At 38.0% G+C, this 15228-nt stretch carries 15 protein-coding genes; 10 read left to right on the top strand and 5 right to left on the bottom strand.

The features are described from left to right. Together WIW89_RS03880 and WIW89_RS03875 are read left to right on the top strand one after the other, a co-directional pair. Positions 1–314: enolase C-terminal domain-like protein (locus WIW89_RS03880; protein ID WP_337719823.1), on the top strand; the 314-nt coding region annotated here is incomplete at its 5' end. Positions 315–336: 22 nt separating this feature from the next. Next, complete coding sequence (locus tag WIW89_RS03875; protein ID WP_337719822.1) at positions 337–1236, top strand: IS5 family transposase; 900 nt, start codon at positions 337–339, stop codon at positions 1234–1236. Between the two features lie 141 nt (positions 1237–1377). Here WIW89_RS03875 and WIW89_RS03870 read toward each other — a convergent pair whose 3' ends face one another. The 3 genes from WIW89_RS03870 to WIW89_RS03860 all read right to left on the bottom strand — a co-directional run bounded on the left by WIW89_RS03870 (position 1378) and on the right by WIW89_RS03860 (position 4304). Continuing rightward, positions 1378–2271, bottom strand: a complete 894-nt coding sequence (locus WIW89_RS03870) for a metallophosphoesterase (RefSeq protein WP_337719821.1) — start codon at positions 2269–2271, stop codon at positions 1378–1380. 96 nt (positions 2272–2367) lie between these two features. Continuing rightward, on the bottom strand, positions 2368–3783 hold the full coding sequence (locus WIW89_RS03865; RefSeq protein WP_337719820.1) for an APC family permease: 1416 nt from the start codon (positions 3781–3783) through the stop codon (positions 2368–2370). Between the two features lie 206 nt (positions 3784–3989). Beyond that, positions 3990–4304 carry a hypothetical protein gene (locus tag WIW89_RS03860; protein ID WP_337700132.1) on the bottom strand — a complete coding sequence of 105 codons (315 nt, stop codon included), beginning with the start codon at positions 4302–4304 and terminating at the stop codon, positions 3990–3992. Between the two features lie 167 nt (positions 4305–4471). Between WIW89_RS03860 and WIW89_RS03855 the strand changes: the two genes are divergently transcribed. The 4 genes from WIW89_RS03855 to WIW89_RS03840 are packed head-to-tail and all read left to right on the top strand — an operon-like array spanning position 4472 to position 8750. Continuing rightward, positions 4472–5974, top strand: a complete 1503-nt coding sequence (locus tag WIW89_RS03855) for a hypothetical protein (RefSeq protein WP_337700134.1) — start codon at positions 4472–4474, stop codon at positions 5972–5974. A gap of 9 nt (positions 5975–5983) precedes the next feature. After that, a complete protein-coding gene (locus WIW89_RS03850; RefSeq protein WP_337700135.1) occupies positions 5984–6802 on the top strand; it encodes a class I fructose-bisphosphate aldolase in 819 nt (272 codons plus the stop codon). A gap of 12 nt (positions 6803–6814) precedes the next feature. Beyond that, a complete protein-coding gene (locus WIW89_RS03845) occupies positions 6815–7996 on the top strand; it encodes a glycosyltransferase family 39 protein (RefSeq protein ID WP_337719819.1) in 1182 nt (393 codons plus the stop codon). Continuing rightward, entirely contained in the window at positions 7986–8750 is a 765-nt protein-coding gene (locus WIW89_RS03840) for a nucleotidyltransferase family protein (RefSeq protein ID WP_337700139.1), read from the top strand. The genes WIW89_RS03845 and WIW89_RS03840 overlap by 11 nt, the downstream gene beginning before the upstream one ends. Here the strand turns inward: WIW89_RS03840 and agl3 are convergent. Beyond that, complete coding sequence (gene agl3, locus WIW89_RS03835; protein ID WP_337700141.1) at positions 8734–9894, bottom strand: UDP-sulfoquinovose synthase; 1161 nt, start codon at positions 9892–9894, stop codon at positions 8734–8736. The genes WIW89_RS03840 and agl3 overlap by 17 nt on opposite strands. 42 nt (positions 9895–9936) lie before the next feature. Here agl3 and WIW89_RS03830 point away from each other — a divergent pair, with 42 nt between their 5' ends. After that, a complete protein-coding gene (locus WIW89_RS03830) occupies positions 9937–10836 on the top strand; it encodes a BadF/BadG/BcrA/BcrD ATPase family protein (protein ID WP_337700142.1) in 900 nt (299 codons plus the stop codon). Here the strand turns inward: WIW89_RS03830 and WIW89_RS03825 are convergent. Next, positions 10822–12258, bottom strand: coding sequence for a gamma-glutamyltransferase family protein (locus WIW89_RS03825; protein ID WP_337719818.1), 1437 nt, complete (start codon positions 12256–12258; stop codon positions 10822–10824). The two genes, WIW89_RS03830 and WIW89_RS03825, sit on opposite strands and share 15 nt — an antisense overlap. Before the next feature lie 53 nt (positions 12259–12311). Here WIW89_RS03825 and WIW89_RS03820 point away from each other — a divergent pair, with 53 nt between their 5' ends. Genes WIW89_RS03820 through WIW89_RS03810 form a run of 3 tightly spaced genes read left to right on the top strand, consistent with a single transcriptional unit; the run spans position 12312 to position 15212 of the window. Beyond that, positions 12312–12674, top strand: coding sequence for a hypothetical protein (locus WIW89_RS03820; protein WP_337708600.1), 363 nt, complete (start codon positions 12312–12314; stop codon positions 12672–12674). After that, entirely contained in the window at positions 12664–12909 is a 246-nt protein-coding gene (locus WIW89_RS03815) for a MazG nucleotide pyrophosphohydrolase domain-containing protein (RefSeq protein WP_337708599.1), read from the top strand. Before WIW89_RS03820 ends, WIW89_RS03815 begins: the two co-directional genes overlap by 11 nt. Positions 12910–12914: 5 nt before the next feature. Continuing rightward, entirely contained in the window at positions 12915–15212 is a 2298-nt protein-coding gene (locus WIW89_RS03810) for a tRNA(Met) cytidine acetyltransferase TmcA (RefSeq protein WP_337719817.1), read from the top strand. Positions 15213–15228: the final 16 nt, after the last annotated feature.

Here is a 15228-nt window from a genome sequence, read left to right as displayed (position 1 = left end):
CTGTCCAAAACGCTTATTCCTTACAGTTAAGTGCAACTGTTAAAAACTTGTATTTACTGGAAAACTTTTACGATTGGTTCCCTCAGTGGAAGAGAGATATAATATATGATGAGACTAAGGTTGATAACGGACATGTAAAAATTCCTGAGAAACCTGGAATAGGTGTCTCTATAAATGAAAAAGCGATCGAGAGTATGCAAGTAGAGCCTAGAGAATTGGATGTTGTAGATGAACCAGTTTGGGTAGTGAAAGGTACATGGAAGCATTTCAGCTATGCTTTGTGGGCTACTTCAGAATTATACAAAAATTTATAAAAAATAATTACGAGTATTACTCATGGGAAAGAGTAAGTACAAGAGGGATTGGCACAAGTACGACGAGAACGTTATAATGAGATACAAGCTAATGTTCCCCTTCTACGTCTTCGAACACTGGTGGGATTTACTAGCAGAGGAGAATAGACATGCAAAGAAAACCTACAAGGCACCAAAGGAGTTCAACGAATTCCTAGCATTCCTCCACTTGTTCTTACCTTATAGGGCCATAGAAGGAGTATTGAGAGCACTAGAGAGACTGAAAATCATCCCAACAAGCCTGGACTACTCAACAATATGGGAAAGAGTAAGAAACATGAACATAAAATTCCCAGAAGCAAACGACGAGCTGGAAGTAATAGCAGACGCAACGGGAATAAGCACAAACAAGGGAGGACAATACATCATAGCAAAGTGGGGTAAAACCAAGGACTCAAAATTCCTCAAGATCGAAATAGTAATGGATAAAGACCAATTCAACATAATAAACGCCGAAGTAACCACCAACGAGGTTGAGACAGCAGTTAAGACAGTTAAGGATTTACAAGACAAGGGAAAGAAAGTCAAGAAATTTTACGGAGATAAAGCTTATGATGCCAATGAGGTTTACAAGACCGGGGTTGAGGTCGTTGTCCCACCTAGGAAGAACGCTTCTACTAGGCGTGGCCATCCTACTAGGAGAAAGACCGTAAGGGAGTTCAAGAGATTGGGCTATAATCGTTGGAGGGAGGAAAAGGGTTACGGTGTTAGGTGGAGAATTGAATCCTTATTCTCAGCTGTGAAGCGTACTTTTGGGGAATCCGTCAGGGCTACAAGCTTTTTGGGACAAGTGGTTGAGGCTAAGCTCAAGTTCTGGGCTTATGCACGGATGCTCCGCTTGGCTAATTCCTTAGTTGGTAGAGCTCCGGGTATTAGAGTGTAAGCTTGCGAATAACGTTGAAATAAATATTAATTACTGAAAAATTCTCAGTGTATCATATCATGCTTATGAAATAAATTGAAGAGATCAACAAAGCATTTCAGCTAAAAATGTTTTTAAGCTAAAACTGATTTTTCATTTCTTTTACAGTCCGTTTAGTTCATAAATTGTTTTATCCTGACCTATAAATATTCTTTTTATTTCATCTCCATTTATATACAATATTCCCGCAGACTGACCGTGGTATACGCTAGAGAACACTGTTATTATCTTTTTATCTATATCGATCCTAAATCCGTCTACAGCCTCGTGCCCTCTTATAATCCCCTTAAGACCTGTTTGTGACAGGAACTGGTCCACTACTTTTTTCCCGAAGTAGTAAATTCCCTCACCTCTTATGTTTGGCACAAATGTGAGCTCTTCTAATCCTTCTCTTGGATCATTCCAAAGCAACTGCATTGCTATAGTATCCGAAGGTTCAGTATCTGGGTAAGGCAATTTTTTAATATCATCTACGCTATTAATACCTAAGACTAGATTTCCGTCACTATCGACTTTAGACGGTAAACCTCCATGAACACAAAAATATCCGTTAACTACGGCTGCGTAAGGCATGTAAGAGAAGAAGTCTTTGAATTTTTCGTACACATTCTCGTCACCAAACTTTTGCTTCACTTCATCATAGAAGCCGTAATAATAGTTTGTAATTGGGCTCTCGTGATTTCCGCGTAAAACCAGAACCTTTTTACCATCCGTTTGAACCATTTTTTCTAATATAAGTTGTAAATTTTCAACACCTAGAGGCGGGTATCTATCTACATAATCGCCTAGGAATACCATTAGATCTACTTTATCGTAAAAGTTGTCAAAGGCGTATTTAGTAATATCAATTGCACCGTGTGTGTCACCTATGAATACAACTTTTTGTGCTTTAAACTCTCCTAAGAATGTTCCATACTGCTTGAATATGTCCTTAGCTTTTTCAAGCAATTCGAAAATGTTCTCTTGTTCTTCCACTTTTTGTTGTTCGTTTGACATACTATATGATTTGTATTAAGTGTATTTTAAAGGTTTAAGGAGTCTTATTATAGATGGAATAAAAGTCGAAAAATTAATATTTTCCTCAGAAAAACCTTAAGCTATTCTTGCAGTTTGTTTGTATCTCTTTAAGTACTCATCGATTGTCATCAATTCGTTATTATCATCTACTACCAACGTTCCAGGCTTACCGTATCTACCTTTTAAGATATACCATAGTGTTGCTACCGATAGGATAGTTATTAGTGTTGTTGTTTGGAATGTATCAGGTACCTGAACTGATAGACCTATGCCGATCAAGTTAATCAAAGATGAGACCACCGGAATAACAGCTGTAGCTATATTTAGTCTTCCTATGAACCAGTATAGAAGAGGGACACCAAGACCGTCAATTATCCTTCCGCTTAGCCAGAATATACTTGATATAACACTTATTTCGGTGAACGCGTTTTCTGGTGAACCTGTAACAACCAACGGGATTAATGTGAATAAGGCTGATATCAGCCCAACGATCATTATTGCGACAATAGGTTCATTTTCTTTATTGACTTTTTCGAAAACTTTAGGCATTACTTTTTCTCTAGCTAAGTTGAATAGTACTCTAGCTGCTCCTACAGTTGTTCCTATGTTAGATGCTAGCAAGCTGTTTACTGACAACGCAAGTCCAAGCATAACAATAGGTAGTCCGAATCTGAAGAGTTCGTATAAAAGTGGCTGAGGATAATTTGATAGTGAAGAAAAAGAGCCGTTCCATAATGCTACCAAACCATAAGTTCCAGCTAATATTGCTCCTCCTCCTAGTATCAAGGCTAACCATATACCGGCTGTTATGTTCTTTCTGGGTGTCTTAGTTTCTTCTCCCAGATAAGTAGCAGCCCCAGCTCCAGATATACTTACAATAGATAATATCATTGCGGTTCCTATTGTGCCGAACGAAGTACCTGGAGCGGGAATGAAATATGCAGGATTAAATCCTTTCGTAGCTATTGCGTAGGCAAAGAGAGCGTAAAGGAAAATGACCTCTAATGTCGCACTCACACTAACAATATAACTTAGTAACCTTCTGATGTGAATAAGATATGAGGCTATTGTAGGATAAGCTAAACCCACAAATATTGCCAAACCTAGCGCGTAAGGAGGTAAAGTTATGTTTAATAGTTGGAGAATTATGTCAAGAACGAGATATATAGTTAAAGCATTAACTGCGTTTAGACTAGAGTAAGCTATTACCTCAAATATAGCTTCATAATAAGCTACTGTTTTTCGTCTCCACGCTGCCGCTCCATATGTGTAGAAACCACCAGCTGAAGCTAACTGGGTTGAATATCTAGTGAGTGTATAAACCCATAATGCGCTTCCTATTAAAGCGAGGATTGTCGCAAATACTACTGCTTGTCCAGCATACGCTATTGCAGCAGTAGTTGTGGAAACTACACTACCCAATGGTGCTGTAACTGCCATAGCTTGACCGTAAGCTTCTCTAATCGATAGACTTGCCTTAGAAAGGCCCATAAGACTTCCCTATAAGCTTTACTGTCCTAAACTATTTTTAAAATTATCTAATTTTCATCCCTCCCGGATCAGCAAAGCTTATAAGACAATACGTTGAAGAAATGTTTAGTTAGCTTATAGGGGAATTAAAAAAATTTGATATTATTTGGGAATTGATAAGAGACTTTTTTTGTCAAAAGTTAAATAAAACTAAATTATTCCTATTGTTATTTCCCTAGTTCTTCTATTACTTTCTTTATATTTTGCTTAACTTCCTCAAATCTGACTTTAGTGTCAGGTGGAAAAGGCTTCTTAGGATTTATGGAATTTAATAGGTTTAAGGATTCATTAAGTAATTTTACTGCGATATCTGTAGCAGTTAGTTTTTTGTAAGCCTCCTTGACCTTTTTTACCGCCTCATTCCATACCTTAAGGTCTTCTTCCGTGATTGTACCGTCTTTTAATAAATATGTTCTAAAATCGTCATCAGAAAGAGGTATATCGTTATCTATCAGTCTCCACAAGATGTCCTTAGCACTCATTAAACCTAAATAAATATTATGTGATTAAAGAATTAACTGGAGGTACTTTAGGCAATATGATTAGCTAGCATAAAGACTAACTGGGGGTCTGTTGTGAATATCATAATATTACTAATAATAAAGTGTTGAAAACATTTTATATTGTGAGCTAAACAAATTGATTTCGAATGGAAAAACAAGGGAATACCGAGAAAGGTAGAGTAAGACTGGTTTATACTGGGCTGGTCAACTTAAGTCTGAGGTTATTTATGTCACCTTTATCATTCGTTTTCATGTATTTAGTAGCCCACTATTTAAGTAGTCTAAGGAACGGAGTACTGCTCTTCGCTACATGGCAATCAATATTTGTTTTAGTGACGGGCTATTTTACAATTCCGTCTGATATATTTTCCCTTCTAACATCAAGATATACTGCTGAAAATAGACCGGTTGGTGGAGCAATAATAGTAAATTTAGTATCTGGTATTATAGCAACAGCAGTCTATATTCTTCTTATTCCTTATTTCATGTCTACATTAGGGTATTATGATCCTTTTGCTTTCTTAATTTCTTCTCTAGTAATTATTACGTTCTATGTTAATAAAGTGGTCATAGCTATAGCAAGAGGTAGGAAACCTATAGCAATAGGTATAGGCTATAGTTTGTTTCAAATCTCTAGGCTTGGCTTCGTAATTCTAGCTTTTTACTTTTTGCACTTGACAATTATAGGAGTAGCACTAGCATACGTTATAGGATATGTTGCACAAACTTTATATAACATTTCATACGTTGATGCTAACTTAAAAATAGATCTTAAAACGACATTGGTTATAATAAAGAAGTCACTAATTACTATTATTTATTACATCCAGTTAATAGTGGAGGCATCATTAGTTTGGTTGGCTTTAATAATTACTAGAGATGCCGAAATAGTATCTTATTTTGAATCAGCCTTAATTATAGCAAATATTGTAGGATGGTCACAATCAGTTTACGACGGTCTGATAGCAAAACTAGGCGAAACTAAATCTAAAGATGTTGTAGAGACCTCATTAAAGCTTTACTTTGTTACATCTGCGCTTTTTATGGTCTTTACTATTGTCGAGGCTCATGCACTTCTGTATCATATAAGACCTGAGTATGTTATGTCTATCTATACCATCGTACTCCTGTCAATATCTAATTTCGCAAGGAATCTATACACGATCTTTTACTATTCCGTGTTCATGATCGATAAAAGTATGGGAGTCGATGACGATCTTTCATTTAAGGGATATACGGCATCATTAAATAAATCGAATCTTACGTTTTCAATAATTGGAATTGCGGTGTCAACAGCTCTTGTATACTTATTCAAAGGAACTAAACCTTACGAGATCTCGGCTATGATGACGATAGGTCTTCTTATAAACTCCCTCTGGATGCTATTTTCCTCATACAAATTAAGCAAAAGATTATATAACTTCAGCGTTCCCTACAAGGAAATTACGTCCTCAGTTTCGGCGATGGTGATAGTGGTTTTGGCTATGTTGGAATTATCGAAAAACGTGAGTTATGAGTGGATGTTGCTGAATGCCGTGATTTCGACATTTATGTTCATAGGATTACTTTATCTGTTCAACCCTTATGCCCGTTATTTAGTTAAAGCTTCCCTTAGGGAGATAAGAAAAATTCTTATGTCGAGAATTTAATTAAGTGCTATGACCGGTCTTGAAATTAGGATGAGAAAGCTCTTCGAGAAGAACAGAGCTTTTGTGGTAGCGTTAGATCACGGTCTTGTTATGGGTCCCCTAAAAGGCTTGGAAAGAATTGCGGAGACCGTGAGAAAAATATCGGATAAAGGACCTGACGCTCTTCAAATGACGCCAGCTATGGTAAGGATCCTTAAGGAGAACTTTTTCTCGAGATCTTCTCCGATGTTGATAGCAAGGCTTGATACTGCTAACGTTTGGAGACAAAAATACAGAAAATATGAAAGTGGTTATTATTCAGCTGTTTATACTATTAGGGACGCTATAGAGGCGGGAGCAGATGCTGTAGTGACTTACTTAGTTGTAGGATACGGTGAAGATCAAGTTGAGGGTGTAAATGTCGATTATTTGGCGGCTCTGAGGAGAGAGTCTAATGACTACGGGCTGCCATTTATAATTGAGCCTTTATTTGTTGCACCGGATAACCCTGACTCTATAAAAGAGCCTGAGTTGGTAAAATATGTGACGAGACTAGCATCAGAGATAGGTGCCGATATACTGAAAGTGGACTATACGGGGAGCAAGGAATCTTTTAGGGAGGTAGTAAGTTATGCTTTTGCGCCAATCCTTATAAGGGGAGGTCCAAAAACTAATTCTGATGAGGAATTCTTGAAAATGTTAAAGGAAGCATTAGATGCGGGGGCTAAAGGAATTACTGTAGGAAGGAACTTGTGGCAATCTGATAATCCTGATAAACTAGCTCGAGCAATTTCCTACCTAGTTCATGATAACAAAGATCTTGGAGAAATCTTAAAAATGTTAAAATAGACATTTTGCTTAATGCTAAAAGAGTTTATTATAAAGAAATCTAAGTTGCTATCAGAAATCGCCTTAGCGGTAATGATCTTTTTGTATACGTATTTTACCGTAATCACCTTTGCCCCGATTAACGGTTATGTTGGAGATGAAGTGTGGTATCCTTCTGCTGCTTATAATATCCTGAAGTTTATATTTCACATAACTCCTCCTATGTATTATCCTTATCCTCAGGAGTCTAACATTCAGACTTATATTAACCCCGAACATCCTCCTTTAGCGAAGTATATAATGGCGATTTTCATAGGCTTGTTTGGTTATAAACCTTTAGCATGGAGACTAGGAAGTTGGATAATAGGTGACTTAATGATTATAGTCGGCTTCTTATTAGCTAGGAAACTTGTAGGAGGAGAGTTAGGCAATATAGCGGGTCTAGTAGCCGCTATGCTAATAATACTATCCCCTAATTTATGGTTACTGCATGGTATAGCAATGCTAGATATTTACGTAAGCTTCTTCATATTATTATCCATTTACTTTTTGCTCAGTGATAATCTATTACTAGCCTCTATTACTTTAGGTTTAGCATTTGCATCTAAGGAAAGTGCGTTTCCTCTAATCTTTCCCTTTCTCTACTATATTGGAGAATTTAAGAAAAGTCCTATACAGAGGGCCGTATACAGCATGGGAATTCCAGCTACTGTATTTGCAATACTATCAATTCCCATAATGATTTATTTCGATGGTATATCGGGGTGGATTCATAATTCCTTTTTATATATGCTAGGCTGGGATGCTACAAACGGGCATATATCTCTTACAGCTATAGACCAGATATCGACTCCCTGGGATTGGTTTTTGGATATACATCCCTTTTACGCTGGCTATAACTTCTACGCGAGTACTAATCCATTTATAATGTGGGCGTGGGTGGTTACTACACCCCTCGCGTTCATAATACGAGACCTGAAAAGTATTATACTTACGATATCTGCATGGGCAATATGGCTATCGTTTTGTGTTGTATATATTCTAGGTAATCATACGTTGTTTAGTTTTTATGTTACTGACTTCGCCGCAATAATAAATGTTTATGTCCCAGTCTCAATTTTTAAATTCTATAGATGGATCTCTACGAGGAGGTCGGAGAAAGTTAATAATTTTGTAAAACAAGACAATCCTGGGAGTCCTTCTAATGTCAGTTAAGAAAGCTGTAATTACAGCAGCAGGTAAAGGTAGTAGAATGAAATATATAACCTCGGTTTTACCCAAAGCATTATTACCTTTATTTAAAGCCGAGGATGGAAAAATAGTTATGAGACCTATAATAGACTTAATAATGGATTCTCTTCACGCTGCTAGTGTAGAGAAATTCTGTATAGTAGTTGGTAAACATGGTAAACTACTGATGGATTACTTATTCGAGAGGGAGGTGACTTTTGTATTTCAAAAGGAGCCTAAGGGTTTCGGGGATGCAGTTTTAAAGGCCGAAGATTTTGCTGGTCCTGATCCCTTTTTCGTTCACGCAGATGACGGTGTATTAACTGGAGGGTATAAGGAGGCTACTTCACTTTTCAGTGAGATTAGACCTGAAGTTGTTCTCTTACTGAGAGAGGTTAAGAATCCTAAGAGATATGGAGTTGTTACTGTACAAGATAAAGGTATATACATGAATCACAAGTTATTCAAAGTATTAGAAGCAGAAGAAAAGCCAGAAAACCCTAAGTCTAATATAGCTATATCAGCTGTATATATTTTAACTCCTAAAGTGTTCAGGGCGTTGAAGTCTATTACCGTTGAAGAGGGAAAAGAACTGGAATTAACTTACGGAATTCAGGGAGTTATTAATGATGGTGGAGAAGTTTACGGAATACTACTAAAAGATGAGAAGTGGCTTAACGTAGGAGATCCAACAAGTTATTATGAGGCGTTGAGTAGGACTTTTACTTCTTCCACTTAGTTTTAGGAGGAATTACGTGTCTATATCTCTCTAACCTTTCTTTGTAAGGTAGTAAGTCTTTTATCATAATTTTAACTTCTTCAGGTAACCTCTTCTTAGGATAGAAACCTAGTGACGGAAGGATTTTGATCTCTGGGTTATAGTAATGCTCTTCAGCCTCTACTCTGGGATTAGGATAGTTGCCTATCTGAACATTTAAGCCAAGTTCCTCTCCTGCTTTTTTCACAATCTGAGCAATCTGACTAACAGAGTAAACCTCAGCAAACTGGTTAACGAGCCTATATTCTCCTTGTTTAGGAGGATGTTCCAGAAGTAGTGTTAAAGCTTGCATACTATCTTCAAGAGACAGGAAACCTCTGGTTTGACCTCCTTTCCCGTAAACTGTTAGTGGTTGCCCTATTATGGCTTCTACACAAAATCTGTTTACAACAGTCCCCCAAACTTCATCGAAGTCAAAACGTGTCCTTAATGTCTCTTCTATTATCTCTTCAGTCCTTGTACCGTATACTGGTCCCTGCATTATATCTGTTACGGTAAGTTCTCCACTGATCTCGTTAAAGTAAAGGATAAAGTCAGTATCGTGTATCTTAGTAATGTGATATATTGAACCTCCTTTTCTAGGAACTATTATTCTGTCTTTCATTCCGTTCACTATGGCGTCCACGTATATACTTTCTGGTATGTTAAATGAAGGCGTACCGTACTCGCCCATTGTTCCCATTTTAAGGAGATGTATAGTAGGGTCTACTTCGAAAATCGCCTGAATAACCCTAAGGGTTCCGATCTCATTGTTAATTACGGTAAAAACTGAGTGATCCATATCTATCATCGAGTATGGGGCCGACCTCTGCTCGGCGAAATGAACAATAGCGTCAGGCTTATGTTTACTAACTATTTCCTTAAGGAAAGGATAGTCCGTGACGTCTCCTTTATAAAATGTTATATCGATGCCAAGATGTTTCTTCGCTTCTTTAACTCTTTCTTCAGGCTCGGGCAACGGAAAAGCGGAATCTGCCCCTACCTCTTGTGAGAACTTTCTTGTGAAAAGATTATCTATACCTATGACTTCATGACCCCTTCTAGCTAATCGTAAGGCTAATGGCCAACCCAGATATCCATCTATTCCTAGTATTAGAACCTTCATTTACATAATCTTTATGAATAACGTATAATAAGATTATTTCTAATGATAATAGTAGGAGTCGATGCTGGAGGTACTAAGACTAAGGCAGTAGCTTATGACGAGGAAGGTAATCTAATAGGTGAAGGAAATTCTGGCTCAGGAAATTATCACAACGTAGGTTTATCCAAGGCTATTGCCCACATTAAAGAATCAATCTACCAATCCACCCAGGGTAAAGAGCCGGACGTTGTTACAATGGGCGTAGCCGGTCTTGACTCTAGGTATGACTGGGAGAACTTTTCACCCTTAGCTATGAACATAGCTAAGAAAGTAATTATAAAGCACGATGGTGTTATAGCATTATTTGCTGAAACCCTAGGACAACCAGGCGTTGTAGTAATTGCAGGGACTGGAAGTGTAGTAGAAGGATATGATGGAAAGGATTTTTACAGACTGGGTGGAAGAGGTTGGTTCTTATCAGATGATGGGTCTGCGTATTGGGTATCAAGAGAAGCATTAAGAAAGATAATGCGTATGATGGACGGATTAGAAGACAAAACCCCTCTTTTTGACTACGTGACATCGAAAATCGGGGTAAGAGATCTTGACGATTTGGTTCTTTGGGCATACACGAGTAGCTGCCATATAGACATAGTGTCATCGGTTGCGGAGGCAGTAGATAAAGCAGCTAAGGAAGGAGATCATGTAGCGATATCTATCCTAAAACAAGGTGCAGAAATCCTAGCTCATCAGGCAGTGACTCTTGCTAAGAAACTGAGGGTAGACAAGGTTTATCTAAAGGGTGGAATGTTTAAGTCGCCAATCTATTTGTCAGTTTTCAAAAGCTATCTTTCTCTATACAATATTTCTGGGGATATAGGAACTAGATCCCCAGAACTAGGCGCTGTAATATTAGCATTTAAAGAACTCGGCTTAAATCCTTCCAAGTTAGTTAGCAGGTAAGGCTATTCCCTCGCTTCTGGGGTCAGCTACACCTATATATATGTCTTTTTTTCTCTTCAGGGCTTGCACTACCCCTACTTCGTTAGTAAAGAAGTCAAGCTCTTGAAATGGTAGGTTAATTCTTTTTTCATGAGCTATTCTGTCTCCTAAGAATGCGAACCGCGGATAATACACAGCATCATCAATTTCCAATCCGTAGTCTACATAATATTGCAATACCTGCGTGTGGATTTGCGGTCTTAAGTCACCCCCAGCACAACCTATTATTAAACTTTCATCGTCTTTCTCAGCCCTAAGAATAGAGAGTGTGTGAAGGGGCCTCTTTCTAGGCTCAGGTTTGTTGTGCCCTTCAGTGAATCCGTAACCTCTGTTGTTGAACACAATATTTTTGACTGTTATTCCAGAGCCAAATGGAAAGAACAAGCTCTGTATGAACCCGACTTCATTTTCACCATCCGAAACTGCAAAGAAAGTGGTGTCTTTTGTGTTCATTTCCATTCCTGATAACGAGTAACTGGAAAGTCTTCTTTTCAATCTTTCTTCAGATAATAAGTCTTCTTCAGGATAGTAGAACCTCGGATCCGTAACGAACTTGTTTCTATCTTCATAAGCTAATATGAAGATATTAACGAGTTCTTTAACTCTTTTAGGGTCATCAAATCTTAACTTCCACGTTTCTTGAATTTCAGCCATTTTTAATGACTCAAGTGTAGTAATCCCTTGGCTATTAGGAGGTAATTCGTAAAGAGTGTAACCTCTATATGAGGACTTTAAGGGCTTTACAACTTTCCCTCTAAAGTCAACGAAGTCAGACAGTTCAACATTTACACCCTGAGAGTTTAAACCCTCCACTATCTCGTCTGTGAGTTTACTCTCGTAGAAATCTCTTGGGTCTTTTGATATTATCTTTAACACTCCACTAAGTTCGTTGAGTTTTAAAATATCTCCCATTCTTTTTCCTTCAAAAATTTCGCTCCAACTTCTCGGCATATTATTTGATTTTGATATAACTTTAGCTAACTCTCTTCCCACGTAAAACCCATTAGCAGCTAAAGATATTGCGGGTCGTAAGACCTCTGATAAGTCCATCGTCATATATCGTCTGTATACAAAATCCCATAGGTCAACTAAACCTGGTATTACTACTGTAGAAGGATCCCTAACTGAGGGTATCTTTTCGACGTTAAGTCTTTTAGGAGACCAACCTGACGCGTTATAAGCTATTATCCCTTCAGGGGTTTTAGCTAAGAGGAAACCGTCACCTCCTAATCCGCTGGTATGGGGCATAACGACCGATAAGACAGCACTAATGCCGATAGCTGCATCAAAGGCGTTACCACCTTGCTCTAGAATCTTAACCCCTACATGTGTTGCTATATAATTTTGAGTTGAAACAATTTTTTCTCCGAGAGCTGTTTTCATGTTATATTTAATTTTTTTAAATGAGGAAAATAAGACAATAGGTTAATATTGAAATGGATTTGCCTGAGGAAATAAAGAAACAACTTAACGAAGGAGTTTGTATAGTGTGTTATGAAAACGTAGTCATATGTATGAGTAAAGATGTACCTAGACGTTTGGATGTAGAGATAGACCTTGAAGTGGATAGGGAGAGCGGAAGTGTGGTTTTAAGGCATATAATTAAAGACGATCCCGAAAATCCCCTTACATTAGAGTATTCTGTTGATAAGGAGTTTGTTGAGGCTGTAACTCAAAAGAATGGTGAAGTAGTTGTGTATTTTGTAGATGAGCAGTTTAGGGAGGAGATGAATTTTAAAATAAAGATAGACAAAGAAGATCTAAAACTCATTAGGAGGGAAATAGGTCTTGGAAATTAAGTACGTTCAAGAAAAAATGAAGGAAATGTACTTTGAGAAAGACAAGCTGAGAGGTACTTATGGTACTTTTACATGGTTAGTTGAGGAGGTAGGAGAGTTGGCTGAGGCATTATTAAGCGGAAATAGAGATGCAATAGAGGAAGAAATTGCTGACGTTATTGCTTGGACAGTTTCTGTAGCAAATCTTCTAGGTGTAGATGTAGAAGAAGCTTTAAGGAAGAAATATAACATTTAACCGCCGTGGAAAAAGAGCAGTTCTTTCAACTCCTTAAGGAGTCTATAGAGGACAGTAGGGAGAGGTATTACAGAAACCTTGTTTATATTGAAGACGCTGAGAAATACCTCGATTTGGTTAAAGAAGTTCTATTGCTTTACTTGTCGATAAATCCTGAAGCTCAAGTTGCTTATGCATTTCACCCTTGGGTTAAGGGAGCTAAAGACAGAATGAAAGAGATGAGATCGCTATGTAAAAATTTTGTAGATATTGATTACTCAGCTTCAGAGAGGTATTTGGGAGCGACATTTGATGTTGTGATTCTAGATCTAGTGGACAACTTCGAACCAAATTATATAGGAAGGTTGGTGGATTTAGTTAGAGGAGGAGGTATAATAATTCTTTATACTAATTCCTTGACAGAAGGGAAACTTTTCAGAAATTCACTTATTAAGAACGGAAAAGTCAGGGATGTTTACGAGAAAAGATTCAAGAGAAAATTGGAGGAGCATGAAGGTATATTTACAATCGTTAACTCGGTTTATAATGCGAAACCGTTTAAGGGTAAAATCGGAGATAAGCCTAGACCACTCATACCGCCTAATCCAATAATGCCCGAGGCACTTCATAGCTTGTGCTTGAGCCCTGATCAAAATAAGGTCTTAGACTCATTTGTAAACCTTAGAGGATCCAACAGAAGAGTTTTAGTAATTACAGCATCCAGAGGGAGGGGAAAAAGTGCAGTGACAGGTTTAGGTTTAGCTGGCTACCTTTATAGAATCGCAGAGAGAGAAAGAGGGAAAAAGCTTAAAATAGTTATAACCGCTCCCTCGATTTCGAGTACTTCTCAGACGATGGAATTTTTAAAGAAAGGTTTGGAAGTACTAGGTATAAAGCATAGAGAGAAAAGGTCTAACTTGGGTTTTCTTAACTCGATAGAGGGAGAATTCTTTAGAGTTTTCTTTGAAGCACCTGAGGCGATACTTGAGACAGAAGGAGACATATTGGTAGTCGATGAAGCTGCTGCGGTTGGCGTAGGGATTATAGATTCAGCACTTAAGATATGGAGGAAAGTGGTTTTAGTTACTACTGTTCACGGGTATGAAGGATCTGGAAAGGCATTTCTCAGATATTTAACTAGAGTCCTAAAGCAAAGGAAGTCTACCGTTTACTGGCAGGAGATGAGAAGACCGCTAAGATACAGTGAGGGAGATCCCATAGAGAAGTGGTTATACGATGCTCTCTTGTTAGATGCTGAGCCTAAAGAACCGGAAAAAGATAAGTTTACTGTGCTTCAGTTCGAAACGTTAAACCAAGAAGAGTTATTTGCTGATGACGAGAAGTTAAGACAAGTATACGGTATTCTAGTTACTGCTCATTATAGAAATAACCCTAACGACCTGATGATAATGGGAGACGGACTACACCATAGATTAGTATCGTTGAATACTTCCGATGGAATACCCATAGGAGTAGTCCAAATTGCTGAGGAAGGAGGGCTCTCAGAGGAAATGATAGAGTCAGCCCTAAAGGGGGTTACATTCGATGGTGACCTCATCCCTGATAGGCTCATTAAACACGCTAGGTTGAAAGAATTTGGAAGGATGAAAGGTTGGAGAATAGTTAGAATAGCTATAATGCAGGAACTTCAGGGTAAAGGTTTCGGTAGTGAAATGCTAAAGATGGTAATAGAAAGCGGGCAATCTCATGGATTGGACTGGATAGGCTCAGCTTTCATGGGTGATGTAAAAGTAATAAATTTCTGGATCAAGAACGGCTTTAGAATAGTGCATGTATCGCCTAAGAGAAATGAAAAACTTGGCGATTTCCCTGTAGTTGTTATGTATCCTTTAACCGAAGTAGCTGAGAAAGTGGTTGAAATTGCGTCCTACATTTTGAAGGATAAATTGCTGAATACTATCCATGACGTATATTTCGGAATGGATCCTGAAGTTGCTAGACTAGTAATCTATGGGACAAGGGCTCATAAAGACGTAGATATAAACAAGATCTATATAGACAAAGCTGTGGCCTTCATACAAGGAGTTAGCCCTTACGAGTCTTCAGCTGACGGAATTCACATGTTAACTCTCAAGTATTTTTGGGATGCCAGAAGGAATTGGAGCTTAACTCCGGAAGAAGAAATGTTATTAATTGCCAAGGTCCTACAAGGGAGACCGTGGAGGTTTACATCAGCGTCTCTAAGGTCTAACAGAACGCATGTTAATGAAATGTTATATGAAATAGTAGCTCAACTTCTTTACAAGTACTACGGGATAACAGCTGATGTTAAAACTGGGGTCGAACTTAAAGATATAAGTTAATGATGAATTTCACAAC

It is taken from the genome of Stygiolobus sp. CP850M, from assembly GCF_037389425.1.
Lineage (GTDB): Archaea > Thermoproteota > Thermoprotei_A > Sulfolobales > Sulfolobaceae > Stygiolobus.
The sequence above is the reverse complement of the archived record's forward strand: the minus strand, read 5'-3'. Positions and strand labels throughout refer to the sequence as shown.

Excerpts from the sequence above, each read along its gene's own strand:
- WIW89_RS03875 (WP_337719822.1), top strand. The coding sequence starts at position 337 with ATGGGAAAGAGTAAGTACAAGAGGGATTGGCACAAGTACGACGAGAAC.
- WIW89_RS03855 (WP_337700134.1), top strand. The coding sequence starts at position 4,472 with ATGGAAAAACAAGGGAATACCGAGAAAGGTAGAGTAAGACTGGTTTAT.
- WIW89_RS03865 (WP_337719820.1), bottom strand. The coding sequence starts at position 3,783 with ATGGGCCTTTCTAAGGCAAGTCTATCGATTAGAGAAGCTTACGGTCAA.
- WIW89_RS03850 (WP_337700135.1), top strand. The coding sequence starts at position 5,984 with ATGACCGGTCTTGAAATTAGGATGAGAAAGCTCTTCGAGAAGAACAGA.
- WIW89_RS03845 (WP_337719819.1), top strand. The coding sequence starts at position 6,815 with ATGCTAAAAGAGTTTATTATAAAGAAATCTAAGTTGCTATCAGAAATC.
- WIW89_RS03830 (WP_337700142.1), top strand. The coding sequence starts at position 9,937 with ATGATAATAGTAGGAGTCGATGCTGGAGGTACTAAGACTAAGGCAGTA.
- WIW89_RS03870 (WP_337719821.1), bottom strand. The coding sequence starts at position 2,271 with ATGTCAAACGAACAACAAAAAGTGGAAGAACAAGAGAACATTTTCGAA.
- WIW89_RS03820 (WP_337708600.1), top strand. The coding sequence starts at position 12,312 with ATGGATTTGCCTGAGGAAATAAAGAAACAACTTAACGAAGGAGTTTGT.
- WIW89_RS03860 (WP_337700132.1), bottom strand. The coding sequence starts at position 4,304 with ATGAGTGCTAAGGACATCTTGTGGAGACTGATAGATAACGATATACCT.
- agl3 (WP_337700141.1), bottom strand. The coding sequence starts at position 9,894 with ATGAAGGTTCTAATACTAGGAATAGATGGATATCTGGGTTGGCCATTA.
- WIW89_RS03825 (WP_337719818.1), bottom strand. The coding sequence starts at position 12,258 with ATGAAAACAGCTCTCGGAGAAAAAATTGTTTCAACTCAAAATTATATA.
- WIW89_RS03840 (WP_337700139.1), top strand. The coding sequence starts at position 7,986 with ATGTCAGTTAAGAAAGCTGTAATTACAGCAGCAGGTAAAGGTAGTAGA.